Origin of the sequence: Halomonas sp. MS1 (genome assembly GCF_024182575.1) — a bacterium.
Lineage (GTDB): Bacteria > Pseudomonadota > Gammaproteobacteria > Pseudomonadales > Halomonadaceae > Vreelandella.
This window is the reverse complement of sequence record NZ_CP098926.1, coordinates 3,290,853-3,314,765: the sequence shown is the minus strand read 5'-3', so window position 1 is coordinate 3,314,765 and position 23,913 is coordinate 3,290,853. Positions and strand designations below refer to the sequence as shown.

At 50.8% G+C, this 23,913-nt stretch carries 26 protein-coding genes; 8 read left to right on the top strand and 18 right to left on the bottom strand.

Translation table 11 applies throughout. The features are described from left to right. Positions 1–19: 19 nt before the first annotated feature. Positions 20–505 carry an Lrp/AsnC family transcriptional regulator gene (locus NF683_RS15155; protein ID WP_253920392.1) on the bottom strand — a complete coding sequence of 162 codons (486 nt, stop codon included), beginning with the start codon at positions 503–505 and terminating at the stop codon, positions 20–22. A 142-nt stretch (positions 506–647) separates the two neighbouring features. Here NF683_RS15155 and NF683_RS15150 point away from each other — a divergent pair, with 142 nt between their 5' ends. Beyond that, positions 648–1,259: a LysE family translocator gene (locus NF683_RS15150; RefSeq protein WP_253920391.1), complete on the top strand. Its 612-nt coding sequence runs from the start codon at positions 648–650 to the stop codon at positions 1,257–1,259. 335 nt (positions 1,260–1,594) lie between these two features. On the opposite strand, the gene NF683_RS15145 is transcribed toward NF683_RS15150, so the two are convergent. The 5 genes from NF683_RS15145 to NF683_RS15125 form a co-directional block, all read right to left on the bottom strand. Then, a complete protein-coding gene (locus NF683_RS15145) occupies positions 1,595–1,912 on the bottom strand; it encodes an antibiotic biosynthesis monooxygenase family protein (protein ID WP_089040854.1) in 318 nt (105 codons plus the stop codon). Between the two features lie 91 nt (positions 1,913–2,003). Further along, positions 2,004–2,411, bottom strand: coding sequence for a DUF4019 domain-containing protein (locus NF683_RS15140; RefSeq protein WP_193060414.1), 408 nt, complete (start codon positions 2,409–2,411; stop codon positions 2,004–2,006). A gap of 170 nt (positions 2,412–2,581) precedes the next feature. Continuing rightward, on the bottom strand, positions 2,582–3,991 hold the full coding sequence (locus NF683_RS15135; protein WP_253920390.1) for a YfcC family protein: 1,410 nt from the start codon (positions 3,989–3,991) through the stop codon (positions 2,582–2,584). A gap of 71 nt (positions 3,992–4,062) precedes the next feature. After that, positions 4,063–5,316, bottom strand: coding sequence for an allantoate amidohydrolase (locus NF683_RS15130; protein ID WP_253920389.1), 1,254 nt, complete (start codon positions 5,314–5,316; stop codon positions 4,063–4,065). Between the two features lie 213 nt (positions 5,317–5,529). After that, positions 5,530–6,195 carry a DUF1028 domain-containing protein gene (locus tag NF683_RS15125; RefSeq protein ID WP_089038061.1) on the bottom strand — a complete coding sequence of 222 codons (666 nt, stop codon included), beginning with the start codon at positions 6,193–6,195 and terminating at the stop codon, positions 5,530–5,532. A gap of 179 nt (positions 6,196–6,374) precedes the next feature. Between NF683_RS15125 and NF683_RS15120 the strand changes: the two genes are divergently transcribed. After that, positions 6,375–7,232: a FadR/GntR family transcriptional regulator gene (locus NF683_RS15120; protein ID WP_253920388.1), complete on the top strand. Its 858-nt coding sequence runs from the start codon at positions 6,375–6,377 to the stop codon at positions 7,230–7,232. A gap of 170 nt (positions 7,233–7,402) precedes the next feature. Next, positions 7,403–8,146, top strand: coding sequence for a class I SAM-dependent DNA methyltransferase (locus NF683_RS15115; protein WP_253921903.1), 744 nt, complete (start codon positions 7,403–7,405; stop codon positions 8,144–8,146). 79 nt (positions 8,147–8,225) lie between these two features. On the opposite strand, the gene NF683_RS15110 is transcribed toward NF683_RS15115, so the two are convergent. The 8 genes from NF683_RS15110 to NF683_RS15075 form a co-directional block, all read right to left on the bottom strand. Continuing rightward, positions 8,226–8,711 carry a YehS family protein gene (locus tag NF683_RS15110; RefSeq protein ID WP_089038059.1) on the bottom strand — a complete coding sequence of 162 codons (486 nt, stop codon included), beginning with the start codon at positions 8,709–8,711 and terminating at the stop codon, positions 8,226–8,228. 10 nt (positions 8,712–8,721) lie between these two features. After that, the gene (locus tag NF683_RS15105) at positions 8,722–9,144 is read right to left on the bottom strand and encodes a tetratricopeptide repeat protein (RefSeq protein WP_253920387.1); all 423 of its coding nucleotides are present in this window, start codon (positions 9,142–9,144) and stop codon (positions 8,722–8,724) included. 244 nt (positions 9,145–9,388) lie between these two features. Further along, positions 9,389–10,504, bottom strand: coding sequence for an alpha/beta hydrolase family protein (locus NF683_RS15100; protein WP_253920386.1), 1,116 nt, complete (start codon positions 10,502–10,504; stop codon positions 9,389–9,391). Beyond that, positions 10,486–13,626, bottom strand: coding sequence for an efflux RND transporter permease subunit (locus tag NF683_RS15095; protein WP_253920385.1), 3,141 nt, complete (start codon positions 13,624–13,626; stop codon positions 10,486–10,488). The genes NF683_RS15100 and NF683_RS15095 overlap by 19 nt, the downstream gene beginning before the upstream one ends. Next, the gene (locus NF683_RS15090) at positions 13,626–14,765 is read right to left on the bottom strand and encodes an efflux RND transporter periplasmic adaptor subunit (RefSeq protein WP_253920384.1); all 1,140 of its coding nucleotides are present in this window, start codon (positions 14,763–14,765) and stop codon (positions 13,626–13,628) included. Before NF683_RS15090 ends, NF683_RS15095 begins: the two co-directional genes overlap by 1 nt. After that, positions 14,755–15,513, bottom strand: coding sequence for a MipA/OmpV family protein (locus NF683_RS15085; protein WP_253920383.1), 759 nt, complete (start codon positions 15,511–15,513; stop codon positions 14,755–14,757). The genes NF683_RS15090 and NF683_RS15085 overlap by 11 nt, the downstream gene beginning before the upstream one ends. A gap of 122 nt (positions 15,514–15,635) precedes the next feature. Beyond that, on the bottom strand, positions 15,636–16,943 hold the full coding sequence (locus tag NF683_RS15080) for a sensor histidine kinase (RefSeq protein WP_253920382.1): 1,308 nt from the start codon (positions 16,941–16,943) through the stop codon (positions 15,636–15,638). Next, complete coding sequence (locus NF683_RS15075) at positions 16,943–17,614, bottom strand: response regulator transcription factor (RefSeq protein ID WP_253920381.1); 672 nt, start codon at positions 17,612–17,614, stop codon at positions 16,943–16,945. Before NF683_RS15075 ends, NF683_RS15080 begins: the two co-directional genes overlap by 1 nt. A 232-nt stretch (positions 17,615–17,846) precedes the next feature. Between NF683_RS15075 and NF683_RS15070 the strand changes: the two genes are divergently transcribed. Genes NF683_RS15070 through NF683_RS15050 form a run of 5 tightly spaced genes read left to right on the top strand, consistent with a single transcriptional unit; the run spans position 17,847 to position 21,025 of the window. After that, the gene (locus NF683_RS15070; RefSeq protein WP_089038051.1) at positions 17,847–18,413 is read left to right on the top strand and encodes an isochorismatase family protein; all 567 of its coding nucleotides are present in this window, start codon (positions 17,847–17,849) and stop codon (positions 18,411–18,413) included. Beyond that, positions 18,388–19,413, top strand: coding sequence for a GlxA family transcriptional regulator (locus NF683_RS15065; protein WP_253920380.1), 1,026 nt, complete (start codon positions 18,388–18,390; stop codon positions 19,411–19,413). Before NF683_RS15070 ends, NF683_RS15065 begins: the two co-directional genes overlap by 26 nt. Before the next feature lie 45 nt (positions 19,414–19,458). After that, on the top strand, positions 19,459–20,262 hold the full coding sequence (locus NF683_RS15060; RefSeq protein WP_232471472.1) for a helix-turn-helix domain-containing protein: 804 nt from the start codon (positions 19,459–19,461) through the stop codon (positions 20,260–20,262). A gap of 52 nt (positions 20,263–20,314) precedes the next feature. Beyond that, complete coding sequence (locus tag NF683_RS15055) at positions 20,315–20,773, top strand: carboxymuconolactone decarboxylase family protein (protein ID WP_089038049.1); 459 nt, start codon at positions 20,315–20,317, stop codon at positions 20,771–20,773. Between the two features lie 45 nt (positions 20,774–20,818). Beyond that, the gene (locus NF683_RS15050) at positions 20,819–21,025 is read left to right on the top strand and encodes a YrhK family protein (RefSeq protein WP_253920379.1); all 207 of its coding nucleotides are present in this window, start codon (positions 20,819–20,821) and stop codon (positions 21,023–21,025) included. A 71-nt stretch (positions 21,026–21,096) separates the two neighbouring features. Here NF683_RS15050 and NF683_RS15045 read toward each other — a convergent pair whose 3' ends face one another. The 4 genes from NF683_RS15045 to NF683_RS15030 all read right to left on the bottom strand — a co-directional run bounded on the left by NF683_RS15045 (position 21,097) and on the right by NF683_RS15030 (position 23,792). After that, complete coding sequence (locus NF683_RS15045) at positions 21,097–21,828, bottom strand: carbon-nitrogen hydrolase family protein (RefSeq protein ID WP_253920378.1); 732 nt, start codon at positions 21,826–21,828, stop codon at positions 21,097–21,099. Positions 21,829–21,844: 16 nt separating this feature from the next. Next, entirely contained in the window at positions 21,845–22,375 is a 531-nt protein-coding gene (locus NF683_RS15040; protein ID WP_253920377.1) for a GNAT family N-acetyltransferase, read from the bottom strand. A gap of 64 nt (positions 22,376–22,439) precedes the next feature. Beyond that, entirely contained in the window at positions 22,440–22,997 is a 558-nt protein-coding gene (locus tag NF683_RS15035; protein WP_253920376.1) for a dihydrofolate reductase family protein, read from the bottom strand. A gap of 15 nt (positions 22,998–23,012) precedes the next feature. Beyond that, the gene (locus tag NF683_RS15030) at positions 23,013–23,792 is read right to left on the bottom strand and encodes an alpha/beta fold hydrolase (protein WP_253920375.1); all 780 of its coding nucleotides are present in this window, start codon (positions 23,790–23,792) and stop codon (positions 23,013–23,015) included. Positions 23,793–23,913 lie beyond the last annotated feature (121 nt).

The following is a 23,913-nucleotide window of genomic DNA, read 5'->3' as shown; positions in this document are numbered from 1 at the left end:
CCACCATCTCTCGACTGGACTAAGCCTTATCGCTATTATCCAATGGCAATGTGCCATACTCTTTCACTGGCTGAATAGCAAAGTTGCTGCGAATATCGCTCACTCCTGGTAAGCGCAGCAACGTCCCCGTTAAAAACGCCTCGTAAGCTGCCAACCCAGGTACTACCACCTGTAGCAAAAAATCCGACTCACCAGACACTAGGTGCGCAGTGACTACTTCCGGCAGTTTAACCACGGCTTCTCGGAAAGCATTGGCTTGCTCTTCATGATGTCGCTCTACCTTAATGCCCACAAACACCGTTAACTCCAGCCCGACGCTTCGACGATCAAGTTCCGCGTGGTAGCCACGAATAATGCCGCTTGCTTCCAAGCGTCGCACTCGGCGTAAACAGGGAGACGGCGACAAGTTTACTTTCTCTGCGAGTTCCACATTGGTTAAGCGAGCATCCCCCTGTAGCAACGCAAGAATGCGTCGGTCGGTAGCATCTAATTGATCATTTGGCATAAATAAGCATTTCCTTACTCTTAATTGGCACAAAATATCAATAACTGATGTTACATGAGCGTAAATGGCAAGAAATCACTCACCAATTTAACGGTACCATGCCCTTTATCAAGCCACTAGGTGAAATCTTGAGGGAGCGGTGATGGAAATCGGTCTTTTTATTAGCGCATTAGCCATTGTTTACCTGATTCCAGGCCCGGATATGCTACTGGTGCTGCATACCAGCAGTACGCTGGGCCGCGGGCATGGGCTAGCCACCGCGCTAGGGTTAGCCATCGCCCGAGGACTGCATGTGGCGTTAGCCGGTTTGGGCTTGGCCGCCCTATTTGTCGCCGCTCCGTGGCTTTTTGATGCTGTTCGTTATCTCGGTGCGGCCTACTTGATTTGGGTGGGCTTACAGCTGATTCGTAGCAAACGGAGCACCGATACTAACCAGCCACAAGCATCGCTCACCGGTAGCTATTACCTAGCCTGGAGACGGGGTCTGTTAACGAACCTGCTGAACCCAAAATCGCTGCTGTTTTGTTCGGTGTTATTACCCCAGTTCGTTCACACCCAACAGGGTGACGTTGCGCTTCAATTTACTCTATTGGGGGCTGTGCTAGTGGGCGTGGGGCTTGTGTACGATGCGCTATATGCCTGCTTGGGAGCGCAGATGCAACGCTGGTTTGCCAGCCATCAAAAAAGGCAAACACTGCAACGTTGGGTATTTGGAACGCTAATTATTGGCTTTGCTCTGAGGTTAGCCTCTTAAATTTAAGCAGCAAAAAGCCTGCCTAGGCTGTAATGCCTGTCAGTTAAGGCTGACTGGCACTATCCCCTAGCCCCATATAACAAAGCGGCCACCTTCCAAAGCGAGCACCGCACGTCACTCCCGAGTCACCGCACCGTCATTCCCGAGTGGGGTAATCGGGAATCCACCTTGACCTTGGCCTGCAGCAGCCCGAAACCCCAGGTCAACATGGATTCCCGCTAAGGGCATGCGGGAATGACGAAGTGGCAGGGCCTACGGGAATGACGAGGGCTGGGGTGGAGTCACCGTCAGGCACTTATTAAGCAAAATAACGTAGCCTAGGCTACGTTAATATTTTAAATACCATAATCTCGTTCGACTTTGGCAATGCGCGTCTTAAAATGCTGGTACCACTGCTGATGGCCTAGTCGCTGGGCTTCCTGATGCTCAGCGTGGGCCTTCCACGCTTTAATTGAGGCCAAATCAGCCCAGTATGACACCGTCACACCCACTTCATTTCGGGCAGACTCTACTCCCAAGAATCCCGGCTGCTGTGCTGCAAGTTCAACCATTCTGGCCGCCATTGCGTCATAGCCGTTATCGATCTCAGTGCGTTGTGAGGTAAAAATAACCGCGTAGTAAGGCGGCTCGGGCGTGTTAGCAATACTAGGCATAGCATCACCACTTTGGTACGCGCCGGGTGCGGCATCAGTCATTTACAAATACCTATTACAAAGAAGCATTACACAGAACTATTACACAGAGCTATTGCACATAATAACCACTGACTCGCCACTCACCATTTTCAAGATGAGGTGTTACGGTTTCTACTCCTCTCGCTTTATTTTCAAACCGAGTATGGAAGATAAAAACCATGTAGTCGCCATCGGGCGCACCCGGCATAGATCGGTAGTGAGAGACTTGCACTTGTCGACGTGATTCTACCGGCCCAAACTCATTACGTGCTAACTCAATAATGCGCCTAAGCATGCTAGGCGATAGCGGCGTTTTTAGTAGCGGCGATGAGCTCTCCCAGGCTTGTTCAACCTCACCATTATCAATTGACTCTAACCACGCGAGCGCCGCTGATTCAGCCGTATTTGCAAACGCCTGAGCATAGGTGACTAGGCTAAGCAGTATCGCAGCAAGAAGGAAAGCAGGTGATTTGGGCATGGCAGACTCTGTGACGGCTTGGTGGCTTTTACCTGTTAAGTGATTATCGGACAATGACCGAATTTCTTTAGGATCAAACCACATAACAGCAAAACGAAGGGGGAAAATCCTTCTGGATTCTCCCCCGTCACTGCTGCGTCAGCCGTCAGTTAACCGCCTAACGACCGTACTTAATAACCAACGTAATAGCCTAATACCAGCGCTGCCCAGCACATAACGTAAACCAGTACCAATAAAGGGGTAATAACACGTAGCCACTGCGCGTAGGAAACCCGGCCTAGCGCTAGCATGGCAAGGGTGCCACCAGACGTTGGCACAATCAGGTTAGTCAAACCATCTCCCACCTGGAAGGACGTGATCATTAACTGACGGCTCATGCCAATTAAATCTGCTAAGGGGATCAAAATCGGCATGGTAACCAATGCTTGACCCGACCCGCCCGGAATAAACAGGTTGATCACGCCTTGAATCACACTTGAAGCGACAGCCGCCACGGCGGTAGGCATATCCCCCACCAGAGAGCTAAGGGAATTAACAATCGTATCGATAATCTGGGCATCTTTAAGGATGACCTGAATAGAGGCTGCAACACCAATCACTAAGGCACCGGCGGTTACCGATGAGGCGCCTTCCATCATCTGTCTTACCAGCGCATTGGCTCCCAGGCCGTTAGTGAGTCCAATAACAATCGCCATCAGCAAGAACATGGCGGCAATTTCATTGATGTACCAACCGCGAATAAACACACCGATTAGCATGATAATCAGGCCAGCAATAAAAATAGCTAATGTAATGATGTTCTGGCGGGTCAAGGTATAGTCTTCGAGACGCTTGGTTAGCTCGGCTGGGTTGTCATCGTGGTAGTCCATTTTGACAACGTAACGGCAGATAAAAAGCGTCAAGGTAGCCAGACACGCAACCACCATCAACGTGCGTAACCACCAGCCTGAAAACGTAGGTAATTCACCAATACCTTGCGCAACGCCAACGGTATATGGATTGATCGGCGATAAAGCGAAGCCAATGCCGATGCCCCCCACGGCCATCACAACGCCGACTAAACGAGAGCAGCCAATGGCAGAAGCTATCAGTACACCAATGGGTACGAGCGCAATATTATTTTCGAAACCAACCGCAACGCCAAAGAAGCCATAGATAAAGGTACCAGCAGCAATAATCAGGTTGCGGCTTTTAATGCTATTTTCAGCGCCGACGCGATGAACGGCGACACCAATGGCATTTTCCAGCGCGCCTGTCTTCTGCAGAATATGAAACAGCCCACCAGCAATAAACACGATAAACAGATATTGCGACGCATTAATCAGACCTTGCGGTATGGCGACGAAAATCTTGAAAAAATGCAGATTCGCAACATCTGACAAGTACATGAAAGATTCAGGAATAACGGTCGTACGACCATCGACAGTCTGACGTTCAAACTCGCCTGCGGGCACAATAAACGTCATTAGGTAGGCGGCGACCAAAATGAAGAAAATCAGCACCATCGGGTCCGGTATTTGTTTGTACCACTTACCTGATGCAGGGGCTTTTGTGTCTGAAACTTGCTGTTGTTGGCTCATAATCAACCCTTATGATTTTTGTGGCTTTATGTTGAGCTAGTTGGACAAACGTCGTGATACAAGGCTGCCAGCTATTGCTGTTGGGCGAGTCGCTGACAGGTGTTTAAGAGAACCTCAATGGCAACGCCGAGATCCTCAGGCTTGATAGCTTCGCTGGGGTGGTGGCTGATACCGCCGCGACAACGAACAAACAGCATGCCGATGTCACACAAGTCAGCCATGGCTAACCCATCATGGCCTGCGCCGCTGAACAGTACCCGTGGCTCAATTCGCGCATCCTTAAGCGCACTCTGCATGGTATCGATAAGGTGCTTGGCGCATTGAACAGCAGGTTGTTCATAGGTATGACGATGCTCAAAGCCAAGATTCAAGGCTTTCAGAGACGCGTCAATTTGGCTTAACAGTTGAGTTCTTGCTTGACGGCGAAGTGCATCATCCGGCGAGCGTAACTCAATGCTCAAGGTGGTGGTCTGAGGGATAACATTGACGCCATTAGGTGCGTTCTCAATCTTGCCCACAACACCGACGAGTTCATCGGTGCTTTTGCATAACGTATCGACCAATTGGATAACGTGGGCAGCACCCACCAATGCATCCTGGCGCATGTGCATAGGAACGGTGCCAGCGTGACCTGCCAAGCCCTTGACCATTATCTCGTGGCGTTCGATCCCAGTAATTGCACTTACTACTCCCACCGGCACATCAGCCTGCTCAAGCTGAGGGCCCTGCTCGATATGTGTTTCGATAAAAGCAATCACGTCTTCCGGTAGATAGCGATCTGCATCGATTCGTTGAGTGTCGCAACCGAAGTCAGCCAGCGCCTGCCCAAGGGTTATGTCCTGACTATCGCGGGCTTTAAGCATCTCTGGATTAAGCGTGCCCGCCAGCACTTTAGAACCAAGTAAGGTAGAACTGAAGCGTGTCCCCTCCTCGTCGCTAAACGCCACCACATCAATGTGAAAGGGCATTTCGATCGCGTTTTCATGCAAGTAGCTAACCAAGGCAAGCGGCAGAATAACGCCCATCATGCCATCGTACTTGCCTCCATTAGGAACGGTGTCCTGATGCGATCCGAGCAACAGCGTCCTGGCACCGGCTTGTGGACTGGCATAACGACCGATCAGGTTCGCGGCGTTATCCATGCGCACAGACATACCCGCGCTTTTCATCCACATTGTAAGTTCATCGAGCACAGCGCGGTGTTCAGGGGTGGCGCAGCGGCGGGTAACGCCATCGCGTTCAATATTGTCGGTTTCACTGAACTTAGCGGCATCTTCTAGCCACTTCCACGCCTGTTCTCCGGCCTGGGTTAAAGAAAGCGTCATGGTTGCCTCAAGGGGTTATTGTTTGGCTGCTGCTCAGCACGGCTATTTATCATGATAAATAGCCTATGAGAGCGTCAAACATGCTGTCAAACCCTTAAGGAGGTGGACGAGCAGGCATTCCGACTGGGAAAACAAAAAACTCAGTCAGAATAAAAGGTTAAATTTTTGGGGATTCTCGGCTTTTAGACTTATGTCTAAATTACGTGGTGGTGGTTAATGACGATGCGGATTGTCAGCGGTGGGCAGACGAGCAAGAAATGACTGAAAATCACCATCCTGCTCGATACGTAAGTGAAGTTCGCTCAGTGCAGTAATCGCGTTCGGGGCATAATCGATACGCAAATCGTAGGGCAATCCACCTGGGGCGCATACTTTCAGAGCCGCTGAGAGCGTGCCACGATGATCCCCGCCCTGCTGCTGAGCAGCACTCAGCGCGGCTATCAAAGCGCTAGCCATGTCATTACGCTGACGAGTCTCAAGATAAGCCGCCTCCATGGCGGGAATAACATCTAGACTGGTCAACATATTGCCTGCAATCAACAACCCATCGCTGATTCGCATCTCAGCAACCGAGACGTTTTCATCGCCTGTCCAGCCTGCGGCAACGCCATGCCGATCCATTAACGCCACCTGTCGCCACGCAGCGCCTTTGTCCTGTTGTTGCAGGCTACCGATAATATCCGCCACCTTTTCGCCGTTGGCTAAGCGCTGCAGCCCTTGTTCTGCACTGAATACATTGGTGCTAAAGCCCTGGGTAATAGCGGCACCAATGCCCGGTAGCAAATGGGGAACAAAACCACCCAGTGCAGGCCCTCCGGTGGCACATGCGATACCGAAAGTGTCAGATTGTTTATCCAGTGCGATCAAACTGTAGGTCATGATGGGTTACTCGATTATTAGGTAGAAGGAGTCTTTAAATTTATCATTATAAATTATTTTCACCTCGCTTCTAGCGGCTTAACGCAGCTATACACGAGGCGACATTTGCTAGACATCACGCCACTTCAAGGGGATGATTCTTACTAAAACAGCCTCTTTCAATGTTAGCTGAGACAACCATGAAGCAAGCACGCCAACCTGCTAAACCTAAGCGTACCGACGTAATCAGTGAGGCGATAAAGGAATACATTGCGCAACATCAATTAAAGCCCGGCGATCGACTTCCGCAGGAACAAGAACTGATCCAAGCGTTAGATGCATCCAAAGGTACGGTGCGTGAAGCTCTCAAAGGACTTGAAGCCCAAGGGTTGGTTCAAACGCGAACAGGCCCAGGTGGCGGTGCCTTTATCAGCGAAGTCAGTGATGATCGAGCGATGACCTTGCTGGGTAACTATTTTTTCTTTCACTCTCCCACCATTCATGACATCTATGAAGCACGTAAAGCGCTCTGGCCAGCCCTGGTAAAGAGTCTTGAAGGTGTGCTCGATGCGGATGCCTTTGATCGACTGGCGTCAGTAATGACCTTTTATGACCACCCGCCAGCATCGCTAGAAGAAGAGCGCGAGCAGCGATTGAAGGAATTGGAATTTCATTTAGTTCTGATTGATTATTGCCCTAACCCTCTATTGGCCTTGATGTGCCGATTTCCAGTGCGTTTGCTGATGAATATGACCGTCTGTCAGCGAATCTACGCACAGCCCAACCCTGAGTTACGCCGCCAAGGCTATGATTATCAACGCCAGTTACTAGAGGCGTTGCGTAAAGGAGACATTGAGCTCGGCTGCAAGATTGTCAGCGAACACATGCAGATGGCGCAAACACTTATGGAAGCCAGAGAGGCAATGCTGGAAAAAACTTTCTTTAAAGCTGGCAATGACGGCGCTATCGATAGCAATCGTGACTATCTAGCGCTAACAGGGTATGCGCAAGCTAAGCAGTTAGCTGAGCAAAATGGCGGCAGTAACTCTCTTAAATAAACACAATTAAATAAACACAATTAAATAAACACAATTTACCTATGATATCTCCCGCTTTTTGAAAAAAAGCGGGTGTGACCTTGTCCTCGCTTCTAAAACCTTGCTCGCTCGTTTACTATGCGCCACCCCAATATTTTAGCGCCCACCATTAGGCTACTATGTCCGCCAATCTGTCCGCCAACGCACTCTATACCGACCTATCTGGTTACTACGATTTGATGTGCGTCGATATTGACTACCAAGCGCAAAGCAACGCCATTCGTCGGCTCCATCAGATTTTCGGCAACGGCGGGCACACGCACCTTGATTTAGCCTGTGGCACGGGCCCTCATGTCCGCCATTTTATTGATTTTGGTTATCTCAGCAGTGGTCTTGATATTAACCAACCCATGCTGGATATCGCCGCCAAGCGTTGCCCAGAAGCGCTTTTTTCACGGCAAGACATGAGTGCATTCGAAACCAGCGAACCCCTCGACTTGATCACCTGCTTTTTGTACTCAATCCACTACAACGATGGGATTGAAAAACTAAAAGGGTGTATTTCCAGCGCCCATAGCGCACTAACACAGGGCGGCGTTTTCTATTTTAACGTGGTCGATAAAAACAAAATTAATAACGATTTATGCGTTAAACACAGTGCCAGACAAGATGACAATGTCTTCACGTTCCGCTCGGGTTGGCACTACGGCGGGCACGGCGAAAAGCAATCGCTTAGGCTGAGTATTGAAAAAACCAGCGCAGGCGCCACGCAAGTCTGGAACGACGAGCATCCGATGGTAGCGGTCAGCTTTACGGAATTAACCACCCTACTGGCGCCTTATTTTGAGGTGCATGTATTTGAGCACAACTACCAGACCATTACCCCTTGGGATAACCTTTCAGGCAATGCGATTTTCGTCTGCGTGAAGCATTAGCATCGGTAAAGCAGAGAGGCTGCCAAGGTTGCCCCTCTTGCTTTTACCTCACAGCAGATAGTGCGCAGAAGCCCAGGGCTTAAGGTGTTGCGTCTGCATCGGCCGAACCAGGTCGTAGCTGGCGCTGAATACCGAGTAAGAAATTACGCAGCATTTGATCTTTACACTCACGGTAATTTTTATGGCTTGGCTTACGGAAAAAGGCGCTGAGTTCATGCTGGCTCAGCGGTAAGCCCACCTGTTCAAACACTGCCAAGATATCGTCTGCTTTTAAATTCAGTGCAATGCGCAGCTTCTGGAACACCATATTATTGTTTAGTTGTGCTTCAGGCACCGGCTGCGGGCCTTCACGCTTGCCACGTTTAAAGCTGATAAAGCCATTCAGAAACGCCGCCAACTCTCTATTTTTCATCGTGACAAAAGCATCATCTTCGTCTTTTTTCAGCCAAGCCGTCACCTGCGCTTGACTCACACTGACGTCAGCCAGTGAGAAGATGTTCACGATGGTGCCGTCTTTTAAATCAAAGGTGTAGCGGATGCGGCGAAAAATATCATTATTGGTCAAAATAGACTTCCTAGTGGGTCGTTAGCGTTTCAAGCAACTGGTCGATTTCTGCTTTCAGCTCGTCATCTTCAATGCCTTCGGCGCTGGCTTTCGCATGTTGCAATCTTTCGATGGCGTCATCCGTTTGACCTAACTGTACTAGCAACGTTGCCATGGAGAAACCGATAGAGGCCATATGGTCTTTCGAGTTCTTGGCAATGGCTTTCTCAAGCGCCTTTTGGTAAATCGGCAGCGCATCCTCTAACTCTTCGGTAAAGTCAGCCAAGGTTTCCCACTGCTCTGGGTGGTCTTTATCGGTGTTTTCGTTGTCGGTGCAAATCGCCTGCAACTCGGCATAGAGCGGATCAAACGCTTCTCTGTCATCTTTAGCCGCGGCTTTCATTAACCGCTCAGCTAGTTCATAAACCGCTTTATATATTTTGGTGTTAATCATTACCAACCACCTTCCTTTCATTAAAACAAACATCAAAATCAACCAACAAGCCGGCTTATCTAGGTATCTTCGATAAAAACTATGGACGCCAGCTCGATAGTTAAAAGTCACGGTAGCGGTATTCCACCATAATCACGCTATTATAGCCTTTGATAGCGCACCACCGGGTGATCATTTTACCGCTTTCGATATCAGCAAGGTGGCTTTTCACTTCCTTGTGACGTTTTCCGAGAGATACACACCTTTAGTTGCTATCTACTGCGGATCTTCCTTCGGATGTGGGCTGGGTCTCCGCCTTGGGGAACCTATTCAGCCAGCTGGCTAGACTGTCGAGCACACCGTCGGCAAAAATAGCGTCGCCAAGAAACCAGATCTTGAATAGTTTCAGCCAAGCATCCGTGCCTTGATGGTCAGGTTTGACCTGATCTGACTTCATCAGGCTATGGTCGGCGCCGTCGATGCGGTGAACTTCGAAAAACGGTGCGGCTGAACGCTCAAGCAGTTGACGATAGGCAGTCGCGCTGGAAATCGGATCGACATAGGCATCATGGGAACCAAAGAGCGCCAACATAGGTACCTTGATAGCCTGCAGGTCGCTACGCCCATCGGCTTGCCAGTTGCGTTTCGCGAAGCCCCAGAAAGCTTCGCTCATTGGCTCAACGTCTACCTCACCTTCGATATGCTCCAGATAGGTTGTATAAGGTGCATTGCGCTGTATTAATGCGTTGACCTGTTCAGCGGCATACTCTTCCGCCTTGATCTCTTGCTCTGTCAGGCCTTCTGCGATCATACGTTGACGTCCAGAATAACGCGATTGATCCATCCAATTGACCGCGCCCGACAGCGAGATCAGGAAGGTAATATCATCGCGCAAGTTAGCGACCTTGGGCAGCACCCAGCCTGCCTGACTAAACCCAATCAGGCCAGTTTGCTTCTCCCCCAGGCCAACGTTTGTATGCAGAAACTCAATAGCCTCTGCAACTTCATCGGCCCGATCTGCCATTGACTGCATTCGCCAATCGCCTTCGGACTCACCCACGCCGGGTTTGTCCCAGGACAGCGAGCACCACCCTTGCTCCGCAAACAGACGCCACAGGGGTTCGTAGTAGCCATAAGCATCGCGCGGCATATCGCCGGAGCCGTGCACAAAAACCACGCATGAATCAGGCATAGCCGTCGAGCTTGGCAGTACCAATACGCCTTTCAGGGTATGACCAGCGTGAACGAAACTGATCTCCCTACGCACCAAGGAGTCATCATCAGCGATAATAAAAATTGCCCCTAAGCCCAGGCATAGCAGCAAGACAACAGCAATACGCCTAGCACTTGTGCTCTTAGTACTTACTGAGAAGAGTGGCATGGGGGTTCCTTGGTGGGTTTGGTTGACGGAGCGGCCTGGCGGGGTCGTTTCAGATCCTGGGTAATAGCCATTAGCACAGGTACCAGGAACAGCATTAGAACGGTGGAGAATAGCTCGCCAAAGGCTAGCGAGGCCGCAGCAGGCTTCAGGTATTGGGCTTGTTCGGAGCTTTCTGAGAGCAGCGGCAGCAAACCAATCACCGTAGTGGTCGTGGTAAGGAAAATCGCCCGAAACCGACTAGTGGCTGCAGCCTGAATAGCGTCATAGGGGGCCATGCCGTCGGCCACAAGCCCGTTGTGGCGGCTCAGCATCACTAGACTATCGTTCACGACCACACCGGCCAGGGCTAACATGCCGAACATCGATAGCAACGACAGAGCTAGGTCGAGATACAAGTGGCCGAGAATGGCGCCAACAAAACCGAACGGGATAATTGCTAGGATAATAAAGGGTTGCCAGTAGGATTTTAGCGGCACCGCCATGAGCACGTAGATCAGTACCATAGCGATTAATAGCGCTTTCTTTAGACCACCCTGCAGTTCACCCATTTCTTCCAGCTCGCCTCCGGGACGAACCGCCAAGTCCGGGTACTGCTGCTGGAGCTGTGGCACAAGTTGGCTCAACACGGCCCGTGCCACCTCCTCAGGGGCAACCACGTTACGATCAATGGTTGCCGAGACCAGATTGACCCAACTGTTGTTTTCCCTGTACAGCGCCTTGGGCTTGAGAACCCGCTCAACGTCGGCAATGTCAGCGAGCAAAAACCACTGGCCCTGGTGGTTGCGGACGTGGGATTGCAATAGGTCATCCATTGTATTGCGTTGCTCGATAACATATTGCACCAGGACCGTTAGCTCAGTGTTATCACGCTGAACTTTCTGCACCTCAGCGCCGCCGAAAGCAGAGCCCACCTGCATCGCGAGGGTCTGTTGATCAAATCCTAGGCTCTCGGCGGAGGGTTTAAGCGTGACCATAAGTTCGCTCTGAGCCCCAGCCATCGAGTCACGAGGGTTATGCACCCCATCAATACTACCCAGGTAATCCTTGAGCACGTTGCCAGCCGCAACCAACGTCGCCTGATCGCCACTGGTCAATTTGATCTGAAAACCGCCACCCACCTCTTCAGAGCCCGTAAAGTGTAATTCAAGGCTTCCTTCAAGCAGACCAACCTGCTGGCGCCAGCGCTGAATAACGTCTTGGACATCGATGCCTGGACGCTCTGTCACCGGCGTTAGCTCCGCATAAATACTGGCGGATTCAGCATTGCTAATCGCTTCAAAAATAGTCCGCACTGGGGCTTGATCCAGACCATATTGCTGTTGCAATAGCGCATTGACAGCGTCCCCTTCGCGGCGGATACGCTCAACATTGGCGCGAGTCAGCTCAAACGGCGCTCCAGGGTCCATCTCCAGCGTTATGCTGACAACCTGGCCGGGCACCTCTGGAAAGAACACGCTTTTCACCAGCCCTTTCATGGTTAGTCCCAAGACGAATACCGCGACGCTGATAAAAAGGATGATCACGGCATAGCGGTGGCGGACAGCCAACGTGAGCAGAGGCACGTAGCAACGGTCGCGCAGAAATAACAACACAGTTTGGGCGCCCAGTTGCACCGGCAGCCAGAGACGAGCCAGTATCCACCGTGGGGGCTTGCCAATATCAATGCTGGCAAGATGAACAGGTAAAATGAACTTACTTTCCAACAGTGAAAACAGCAGCGCGAGAATGACCACCCCCGAAAAGCTCGCTAGCACTTTACCTAAGGGATTATCGAGGATCAGCAGCGGGAAAAAAGCGGCAATGGTGGTTAGCACGCCGAAAACGGTGGCCACCGACACCCTGGCCACTCCAGCCTCAGTGGCGGCGATGGGATTATTATTGAGACGGCGTTGCTCGAATACGCTTTCCCCGACGACCACGGCGTCATCAACCAGGATACCCAACGCCAGAATGAAACCGAACGTGGTGATATCATTCAGCGAGTAATCCATCCAACCAGTGCCAGACACAGCGATAGCGCCCAATACCGAGACAGGGATGCCCATGGCCACCCAAAAGGCGAGTTTCACATCAAGAAACAGGGCTAGGATTAGCACAACCAGCACTAAACCTTGCAGACCATTTTTGGTTAGCAGGACCAGACGGTCGGCGATGTAGTCAGCGCTATCGCCCCAGGCGACCACCTCAACTCCCTGAGGCAATTGGCGGCGAAAGTCATGCAGCACATCATGAGTAACTTCGGAAATACGCAGCAGGTTTTCACGCTGACCCACTAATATTTCCATGCCCGAAGTGGGCTGACCATTAAAGCGAAACCGATAGTCACCCTCGACTGTCGTATCCTGGATAGCGGCGATGTCCCGTAGCAATACTTGATCGCCGTTATGCTCCTTGACGATGGGAATGGCCCCGAATTCGGGCGCATACTCAGTGTCACCATCGGTTCTGATATAGATTCGACCCGCGCTAGTTCTCAGGGAACCAGCCTGAAATTCCAGCGAACTGGCACGAATACGTTCCATCACATCGGGCACGGTCAGGTTTAGCTGGCGTAACTTCCGGCTGTCGACTTCAATGCGCAGCTCCTGTTTATGCAGCCCCCAGACATTCAATCTCGATAGTTCAGGCTGTGCCAGGAGCGCCCACCTTAACCGCTTGGCAAGCTCATGTAGGGTAGCCTGCTCAGCATCACCGTAAACGTTGATATAGAGCGCCGGATAGTCAAAGGCGCTGGCGTCGATTTGCGGCCTTTCGGCCCTGGCGGGTAACTCGATCCCGCTATCCATTCGCAATCGTACCTTGTCCAGCAGCCTATCAAGGCTTTGCCCACTAGCTCGTCTAAGCGTAATTGTAGAAAGGCCATCGCTGGAGACCGCTGAAAGGCTGCGAACCCCTTCCAAGCCCTCTAAAGCCGTTTCAATTTTCTGGCTGACCAGGGCATCGACCTTGTTGGGAGGTGCGCCTGGAAACACGGTAGTAATAGTAATGCTATCCGGCTCGACGCGGGGAAAGCCCTCTATACGCATGTTGTTCAGTGTGACTAGGCCCACTAACAGGATAAAGGCCATCAGTAGATTAGCGGCAACCGGATTACGGATAAACCAAGCGGTCAGTACGTGCATCACCAAGCCTCACCGATGGTTGTCCGTACACGCTGCCCCGGTAGATAGGAGGACAGCGGGACAGCAACGATTTGCCATTGATCGTTATCGGACGGCGCTCTTACCAGCACGCGGTCATCGCGGTGGGACAACACATCGACCACGCTACGAGCCAGGGTACTGCCGCCCTCTTCAACCCACCAGATCGAGCCATCGACCGTCAGTGCCGATGCAGGGATGCTAAGGGTGTTTTCCTCTATGCGGCCTTGAAAGCTAGCTTTAACGAAGTCGCCTACCAGAACAGCAGTCTCGGCACTTTGGAGATCGAGATGCACGATATAGTGGCGTGTTGTAGCATCAAGATAGCCACCGCCCTCACGTATGTCTGCCTCGCCAATGGGCTGGTCCAGGTCGTTGTAGAGCACTACTTTTTGTCCCTGGATAGGATGATTAAGCCGTTGCCAGTCGCTCTTACTGATACTGGCGGCCAACTCATAGTGAGCATCACCTATCAGCCGAGCGACCGGATCACCTGCCATTAGCATTTGCCCCGGGCTGACATAGCGCTCGACAATAAAGCCGCTATAGGGCGCTCTTACCACCGTTTGGTCGAGTTCCCGCTGCGCCATATCAACACGGGCTCTGGCAGCTTCAACCGCAGCATCGGCAATATGGCGTTGAGGAAGGTGCAGAGCCAAATCATTGGGCGGTTGTTCTCTGGCGCTTGCAAACTGCCGCCTGGCCACCTGGGTAGCGTATCCCGCCCGCTCCTGCTCTAGCTCCGCCTCACGGAACAAGCGCTCGGCATCAGCCCGTTCTGCCTGATAGCGGGTGTCATCAATGACCACCAGTGGCTCTCCCTCACTAACGCGACTGCCAGCCAAGGCGCGGTCATGCACCCTAACAACAGCACCACTGACTTGCGCTTTCAGTTCGACTGCCCAACGTGACGTCACCTCGGCATAGGCTTCAATCTGCACAGGCTGCTCACCACGGCTGACTTGCTCTACGCTAACGAGAGGCGGAAGCGGTGCCTGGTTGCGTTGCTCAACCTCACTAGGGCTCTCAACCTCAGCAAGCAGCCCAGTGACAGCTAACAGGATGCCTATTGCCAGAAACAAGGCCAGAACGCGGCTGTTGAGCAGCCTTCTAAAACGCATAGAGATAGCCTGCGCTGATAGACCACAGATGATCATTATCGACGATAGGACTATCGTGAACCTCGTCGGAAAAACGGCGCTGGCTGAAGTCAATCAACAGCCGGTGGGATTCGCCAAACGAACGGGATAGGCTAATACCGGCCTGATATTGATAGGCACCTTCAGGACGGTATGCAGGACGCCCTACCTTCGCATCATCAGCATCAACCCCAACGTAGTAGCGTGCTACCTGACTGCCCGCGTAGGTCAGTGAAACATGCGGCTCAATACGCCATTGCTGAAACTCAAGGGGATAACCGTAGCCAATTACGGCCGAGCCTCCATTATGGTTGCCGGAGATATCCTGCCGGTAGCCTAATGTCAGGTAACCTAGTGAACCAAACCAGTCGACACTCACTGCGGCAGTGTAGATGTCGTCGAGTTTCTTCATATCCTTGAGCTCAGGACTGTTACCCCGCTCAACATCGCCGAAGGCGTCATAACTAATCGCCGCGGACAAGGCCCAATTGTCTCCTCCCGCTAGATAGCTACCCAGTGAATAGTCACGAAAGAACCAGTTATCCGACTCCCACTCGATATAGGGCAGCAGACCTGCATTGTCCTTACCGCCTACGTAAAGGGACGGTTCCGTATAGGCAATAAGCCCGATAGCAAAGGTGTCGGCGCTTTCTTGATCCTGGCTGAAGGACCATGGTGAATAAGTGGCCAGAATAGCCGTCGCCAGGGGAATAAGAGAACAAATCTTCATTGGGTTGACTCCGTTTTGAATCAGTAACTCAAGGTGAAGTGAGAGGCTGATGTTTGCGGAGTCGATTGTCAGACAGAGGGTATTAAGCGGGTCTTAAGATAGTTAGGTGGGAATGGCGATAATTACCAGCGTAGGGTTACGCAAGCCCTCGGGTAGTCAAGGACGAACTCAAACTGCCAATCAAGCCGGTTGGCTATACGCTCGACCAACTGCAGGCCTAATCCGAAGCTGACCGTTTCAGATTTGCCAGCAGCGTCTACGGGGTTTGAAATAACCAACGAGTTATCTGTAATCACTAGGGTAATCGTCCCACTACTGGTGTGCTGGAAAGCATTACGGATCAAGTTGGCTAGTACAATGCGAAACAGATCATGTTCAATGTTGATACTGCTGGCCTGATCGTTAAGTGACACCTGAATGTTTTTATTCTCAACCAGATACTGCATATCCACCAACAGTTCGCTACACAATGCGCCTGGCCAGACGATGGACTTTCCAATAGGCCTGGAGGATGGGCGTGCCAGCCACAAAAGGGCTTCCGACAACAAAATCATATTGGCGCAGGCGCGACTAGCCCGCAACAGAGAAGGGAAATTAGGGTCCTCAGGGGCAGTTCTCACTCCTAACGTATCCAGGGAGGCCTGAATAATCGCCAGGGGGGTTCTCAACTCGTGGCTAGCATGGCGCAAAAACTGCTGCTCACGTTCGTTGTATTCTCTTACCTGTTGTAGTGTCGACAGCAGTTGATTGGCAATTTGGTTGAGCTCACTGATTGAGAACTGAACATCAATCTCACTGCCTGGATGCTGCTTGACCCGACTTGACCACTCCACGAGTAGCGATAGAGGCTTCACTGCGCTCTTAAATAGCCAGGAGATAACCAAAAATAGCACCAGGCTAAATATCCCAGTCACCAGGCTAGCCTCGATCAATGCCTGCTTGAAAATAGCTTCGGCCAAGGCATCAATCTTGTCAGCCTCTTCAAACTCCAACAGGTAAAGGCCACCGGTCTGCTGTTCTTGAGACCGCTCTTGAGACCGCTCTTGAGACTGCTCTTGTGACTGAACGCGCGAATAGAGCAAATAACCGTATTCACGAATACCCTGCTCATTAACTCGCTCTATTTCCAGCGGCTCCAGGGGTTGAATTTGACTGCTAGAAAATAGCTGCCGGATCTCTAAGGGAATATCATCCCACTCCCGGTAGGCGCTCACGTCACCTCGCTGCGGCAGTACATAGTCGGGGTTGTTATTGGCCGCCTGCTGCAGCTTAATCGCATCAAGATGCATATAATACTTAGCCGCCTGACCCACCTGATAAAAGCTGAAAATAGTGACCAGCGCAATCTGCCCAATAAAGATGGCAATGGCCAAATACAGCAAGTGCTGTCGAGACTGGGCGGCTAAACTACGAACCGGATTGGAAGACATCAGAGCGTCTCCACAAACAGCGACAGCCCAACCCCGACATGGGTATGAATGAGGAGCTGTTCAAAAGGTTTATCAACCACTTTACGCAGTTGGTGTAAGTGCACGTTGACGGTTCCCTCCTCCACCTCCTCACCTGGCCAGACATGCTCCACAATTTCGTTTCTCGAAACCACAACGGGCGATCGACGGGCAAGCAATAACAGAATTTTCCAGCTGGTCGGCGTCAGTTTCAGCTCCTGATCAGCACGAATGGCCCGGTGCTCTTTTGGATAGATCCTGAGATCAGCAATCCGTATACATTCACGCTCGGGGTGACGACGGCGGTACAGCGCATTCAGTCGGGCCAAGAGTAGCGGCATCGTGCAAGGCTTGATGACATAGTCATCGACACCGGCATTAAACCCCTCCATTTGATCGCCTTCCATATCGCAAGCGGTCAGCATTAGTATCGGCGTATCAACACCATTAGCCCTCAATTGCCGACAAACATCGATGCCCTGCACCTTCGGCAGCATGTTATCCAGGATCAAACCGTCATAATGCTGCTGGGATGCCAGGGTGATACCGCTGGCTCCAGTATAGGCAAAGTCGCATTCGACACGGTGCAATTCCAGGTACTCGGAAATAGCCAGTGCCAAGTCCCGGTCATCTTCAATGATTAATATTTTCATGGCGGCCGACTACGCGAAAAAAGAATAATTAGCTTAAATGGAAATGCCTTAATATTACATTAAGCCTGCCGTTTTTGAGGCGTGTGCATAAGTTGTCGCTTCCCCGCCTTAGTTTGCCGCCACCATTAATGCTATGTGGCCGAAATTGACCGCTTTTAGACCGCGCAAGGTATCGTTGGCTGAAATGGGAATAGCTAATCTGTAGCCTCACTTCAACACGATGAGATTAGCCATGACCCAGTCTAAAACCGCACTGCTATTAATTGATGTTCAAGCGTCCTTTCCCGCCCGCGATTATTGGGTAGAATCACTAGCGCAAGCATGGCGCCCCAAGCAGCGGGCGATGCTAGACGCGGCGCAGGCAAATAACATACCTGTTGTGCGCATTTTTCATGAAGAACCTGGTAGCCAAGGCGCTTTTGACCCCGCTAATGGCCTAATTCGCCCGCTTGATGGTTTTGACGATGAAGCGGCGATGACCTTCCATAAGCGTGTCCATAATGCATTCAGCGATACTGAGCTTGAAAATTGGTTACGCGAACGCGGCATTACGCAACTTGCGATTAGCGGTATTCGCACAGAACAGTGCTGCGAGACAACCACCCGGATAGCGTCAGATTTAGGTTTTAGCGTTGATTTTGTCAGCGATGCAACGCTGACGTTCCCTATGACGCGTAACGGCATTACATGGTCAGCCGATGATATTAAGGCACGTACCGAACTGGTACTTGAAGACCGTTTTGCGCGTATTATCAGCACACAAGACTTGATCAATGAGTGGCAAAACACGCGTGAGTAAAGAGCAACAAAACAGTCAACCGCTCTCCCAAAGAGCCAACACCCTGCGGATTGCGGTATTGATGATGCCTGGCCAAGTGCCACTTGACTTGGTCGGGCCTCTTCAAGTCTTACAATGTGCCGACCGGCTATCAATCGATGTTGAGGTTTGCTATGTCGGCCCAAAGACCGCTATGCCGTGGTTAGGACCGCTGACGCTTAGTGGCATTGACCCGTTACCCGAACAACTTCCTCCTCAACACCTACTGCTAATTCCAGGACAGTATCGCAATAGCGTTGAGCCATTGGCACAGCAAGAGTGTGTTAGTTGGCTTAAGGCAAACGCATGCTATGCGGAAACGCTGATGACGGTTTGCTCCGGCACGCTATTACTGGCTGACGCAGGTTTGCTGGAGGGGCGACGCTGCACCACGCATCACACATTAATCGAGCAGTTACAGGCCAAAGCGCCAAAGGCCAAGGTGCAAAGCGATTGTATTTTTATTGAAGATGGCCGCTATTTAACCAGCGCTGGGATTTCAACCGGTATAGATACCATGCTCTACTGGCTTACCCGCGCTTGCGGTCATTCATTAGCGCTAGCGGTGGCGCGAGAGATGGTGCTATATCTTCGCCGCAGTGGACAGGAGCCCCAGTTGGGAGCCTGGCTTGAGGGCCGCAATCATGTGGATGAACGGCTGCATCGCGTTCAAGATGCTATATGTGCCGCCCCCTCGCAAACCTGGCGTATTGAAACATTAGCCACTCAAGCAGCCATGAGTGAGCGCCATTTTCGGCGCCGATTCAAAAGCCTCACCGGCATGATGGTGGGTGAATACATTATGGGGTTGCGCTTGCAACGCGCTAAAACATTAATGACCGAGACGCCATGGACACTAGCAAGGGTGGCCGAAGCATCTGGATTTGGTGATGAACGGCAACTAAGGCGTATCTGGGCTCGCCATGAGAAAGTACCACCGAGTGTATGGCGTCGCGCTAGTTCTCAAAAGCTGCTGGATTGAGACAATACGAGCTACCATTAGGAAAACATATCGCTGGTTGAACCCATGACCGATCTTATCCTGCCAAGCAATGCTAACTACCTCAATTTTCGGCATCGCCTACCTGATAAGCGTTTAGCCCCGTGGGTACAGTGCCTTTGGTCAATGGGTGGCTCAGGGGATGTTACTGGCCCCAGAACCGAAAAATTTTATCCCGATGCTGGCGCTAGTCTCAGTATCAAGCTAGCTAGCTCTCACCCCATCATTACGCTCTGTTTTAACAGGCGAACGCTAATAGAAACACTCGACGCCCAAACTCCCTGTCTGGGGATTCGCTTTAAAGCAACAGGCGTTCACTGCCTGCTAGGCTTGCTACCCGAAGCATTCGCAGATAAACCGCAGCGCTTAGATAACGAGCTTGAAACACCGGCGTTACAAGGGTTAATGCCCGTGGCGGAGCACCTCTACCGCCTGGACGCACAGCAGGGTTTACGCCTGTTAGAAACATGGTTGTTACACCGGCTAAAGAGCCAGTCACTGGTCAATAGCCGCACCCTCAGGATTGTTCAAGCGATTGGGGAACTAAAGCATCCCCCTCAACAGTTAGGCGCCACACTAGGGGTGACTAGGCGAACCCTGGAACGCAAATTAAAGCGCGAGGTGGGCGTTACGCCAGGCCAATTAGTCGCCTATGCCCGACTAGACCGTGCCCGTCACAGACTGCTTGAAACTGCGCTGCCCCTAGCGGAAATAGCCCTACAATGCGGCTACTATGACCAAGCCCACTTCACTCACGCTTTTCAATCACTCGCCTATGAAACGCCCGCCGCCTATCGCAAGCGTAAACTGTCGCAAATTTACAAGGCGTAAAAAAACCTCGACGTTAAGCTGAGCTCTCAACTTACTCACCGAGGTCACTCACATGTCTACTCGTCTATCTCAGCAGTCAGTGTATCGCCTTGTCCCACGCCTAGCTAAAAACCTGACTGCATTAGGCAACGTTGCGGAAGATTCAACGCTTAATCGCACCATCGTTCACTTAGTCAACCTGCGTGTTTCGCAAATAAATCACTGCTGCTTTTGCCAACATATGCATTCCCAAGAGGCCAGAGACGACGGCGAGCATCAAGTTCGCCTAGACGTGTTACCGGCCTGGCGGGAAGCCTCCTGCTTTAGCACACAAGAACGTGCCGCACTCGCCTGGGCCGAAGCACTCACACTCATCAGCCAACAGCCCTCCATCAGCGACGACACCTATCAAAACGCGTTAACTGCCTTTGGTGAGCAGGGGCTAATTGACCTAACTGCCATTATTGTTCAAATCAACAGCTGGAATCGGATATCGGTGGGCTTTCAGTTTGCACCGGACATCCGTATCTAAGCCATCTTAGCTACTTGACAATAAAATTTCAGATGGGTAAATAAAATGAACAGTGTGACGAAACAGCGTCAACAGCTACCTAATATTCTGGGTCTCTTATCCAGTTTATGTTTTTTCTTTGGCAGTCTTTTATTCCTACCCGACAGCGCTTTCTATGCAACCGTAGGCGTATGGTGTTTTGTGATGGGCTCACTCATCATGTTTATTATTTACGCGATGAGTATGAAAAATACGGGCAAGAAATACGTCTAATTGAGCCAATACTCAACGTTAAGATAGCCGCTGGGGTTTTAGCTACCTAGCGGCTATAAGAGGCGATGCCCCTACGCAATACCAATGACGCTAGCACTTTCGCTTTGGGTATCCAGTATAACCACCCCTTCTGACTCGCTATCCATCTGCGCCAGTAATTCACCTTGGTTATTCCAAGCAGCAGACTGACCTACACTGATGAAGTTGTCGCACGGCCCAATACAATTCGCCATGATTACCGGCATCGTGTGTCGTCGGGCCACATCTGGATAATGCACCGCTCCCCTAGCAATGCCATTCGCAGGTTTAGCGACGCTGGCCAGATAAACCTCAGCAGCTAGCGCAACCGCTTTATCAGCGTGGTCTATCTGGAGTGACTCGTAGCAGATCGCAGGCGCAAGTATCATACCGCCTCTTTCGAGCACCAGTTGCTCATCACCAGGTATAAAATAAGGAGTTTCATCAATATGCAGCTGCTGCTTAGCGTAAAGTTGTCGCGCTTTACCTGGCGTGAACCACACCATACCGATCTGCACACCTGCCTTGACGGCGATAGGCATTCCAACGCCTATAAGTAAGCGGTGTTGATCGCTTAATTCCTGAAACACATGGAACTGCTGATCTGCTAACTCAACAGCCAGCGAACTGGCCAGGCGGGGCTCAAACCCAGTAAGCGAAAGCTCAGGGAAAAACACTACATCGGCCTGCTGGGCAACCGCCAACTTGATAAACTCAAGGTGCTTAGCGGTATTCATTGTCACATCACCAGCGACGGGGCGAAGTTGAGCGGCACATATCTTCATTGCGCTTTTGCCTGCCTTATTTTGTAATGCATACCATTGCTGGCAACGTTAACCGGTACAACCTCACTGGGCGACCGTGGAATTCGATAGTATCAAACTGACTAAACCCTGCCTTCTCTGCGACCTTGAGTGATGCACCATTATCAGGCTCGATAATAACCACCACGGAAGCGAGTTGCTTCTGGCTAAATGCCACACTGAGTACCGCTTGCACTGCTTCAGTCGCCAAGCCCATGCCCCAGTACCGTTTAGCCAGTCGATATCCTAGCCCAATTTCTTCTACACCATTAACCTCTTCGGGGCTAACACCGCAAAAGCCAACCAGCTTATCGGTTCCCTTCTCAACCAAAGCCCACGGCCCAATACGGTGAGATATATAACACTCCAAACACCAGTCGATAAATCGCCGCGTTGCGGCTTCATCACAAACGCCTCGGATTGAGTGCTTCATGACGTCAGGATCACTGAGGATCTTGGTCAATTCGGGAACATCGTTTAAGGACAACGTTCGTATAATCAGACGCTCCGTTTCACAAATTTGCACCATTTTCTCCTTGTGCACGATGCCCAAAGCCGCTGTTGCTGCGGTACTGCTTAGGCAGCCTTGAAAATTAAGTTACCTTGTATTTCGTTTGAATAAAATTGTTTGGGAATGCAATCGCTTCGGATTCTTCAAGCCTAATTGGTTTGTTAAGGCTTCCAAACAGAGCTATACCGCCACCTAAAAGCACTGGTGCTTTTGTAATGGTCATTTCATCAATAAGCCCAAGATTGAGAAACGAGGTTATGGTTGACCCACCATCTATATAGGCATGTTCAAACCCTTTACTTTCTAGGTCAGCCATTAAGTCCTGAACCTCACCAGCGTACATTTCCACTTTGCCTTGCAGGTTTTCAGGAGGCTCGCTGATTGAATGGCTAAGCACAACAATATGAAGGTCACCATAGGGCCATTGGTCAGGCGCTAAATTCATCCCCGAGATAACGTCCATGCACTTACGCCCCATCACCATACAATCAACGGAGTCAATAAAGCTCTGAAAGCCCATATCGGGGTTCTCACGCATATCTGCCTCTAAGTTGCCAGCGGTATGAAGCCAGTCAACGCCACCGTCTGGGGTCGCAATATATCCGTCAGCACTTGTTGCTATATAGACAGAACACTTCATAAACATCTCCGTAATTTACAAACCATGACCAAGTGCCAACTTAATGTGCGTAGAGAACTTTTCGGGACTTTCTTGGGGTAACATATGCCCCTCGCCAACAACTTCGTTAATCACAGAGTTGGCTAACAAATGAGCGGTTTGTTGAGCAATAAGTCTAAACATATCACGCGTTTCCGCCCCATAACCTATAACGATTGGAGCACTGATTTTGGAGACCAACTCAGCGTTTATGGCTGGCTGCTCTTGTTGATTCAGTTGATGGGTTAACGTGTACGCTTTAGATATCTGCAGCGCTTGGATACTTTCGTCCTGAGTAGAAAAATACCCTTCTCTATTGCCTGAACCGTCAATTAAGCGCTCAACCGCTAATTGCATATTTCCAGCATGAAAATTTTCAAAAACCGGACTAAACATGGCGCTGGCATCCGACTGCCAAACCTCCATTTTTTCTCCTTGTAAACAGCCTGGATAACCAGGCTCGTACAGGAACACGTTGGACAACGCTAAGTCATGTGTCACCAACATATTAATGATGACATCCGCCCCGTAAGACCAACCAACAATATTTATAGGTTTATCTTTAGGCAAGTTCGACAGCAGTTCAGCTAAATCATTGGCATGCGTATTTAGACCAAAACCACCTGAACAAGGCTCGCCAAAGTGCCTCAAAGTAACAGAAATCACCTCATAGTCAGCTTTCAGGTATTCAATATGAGGAAGCCACATAGCGCCATCGGTGAGCGCCCCATGAACCAGTACTAAGTATTCACCGGTTCCCTCTTGAAAAGAGTCCATTACAGTCATTCCTAAATCTGTTACAAGCTTTTCCCATACTCTAACTAGCACGGGATTGAGCAAAAAATAGCACCACCACAGGTTGCAATAACATTCGGGTGGCAATCACTGTGACCTGCCT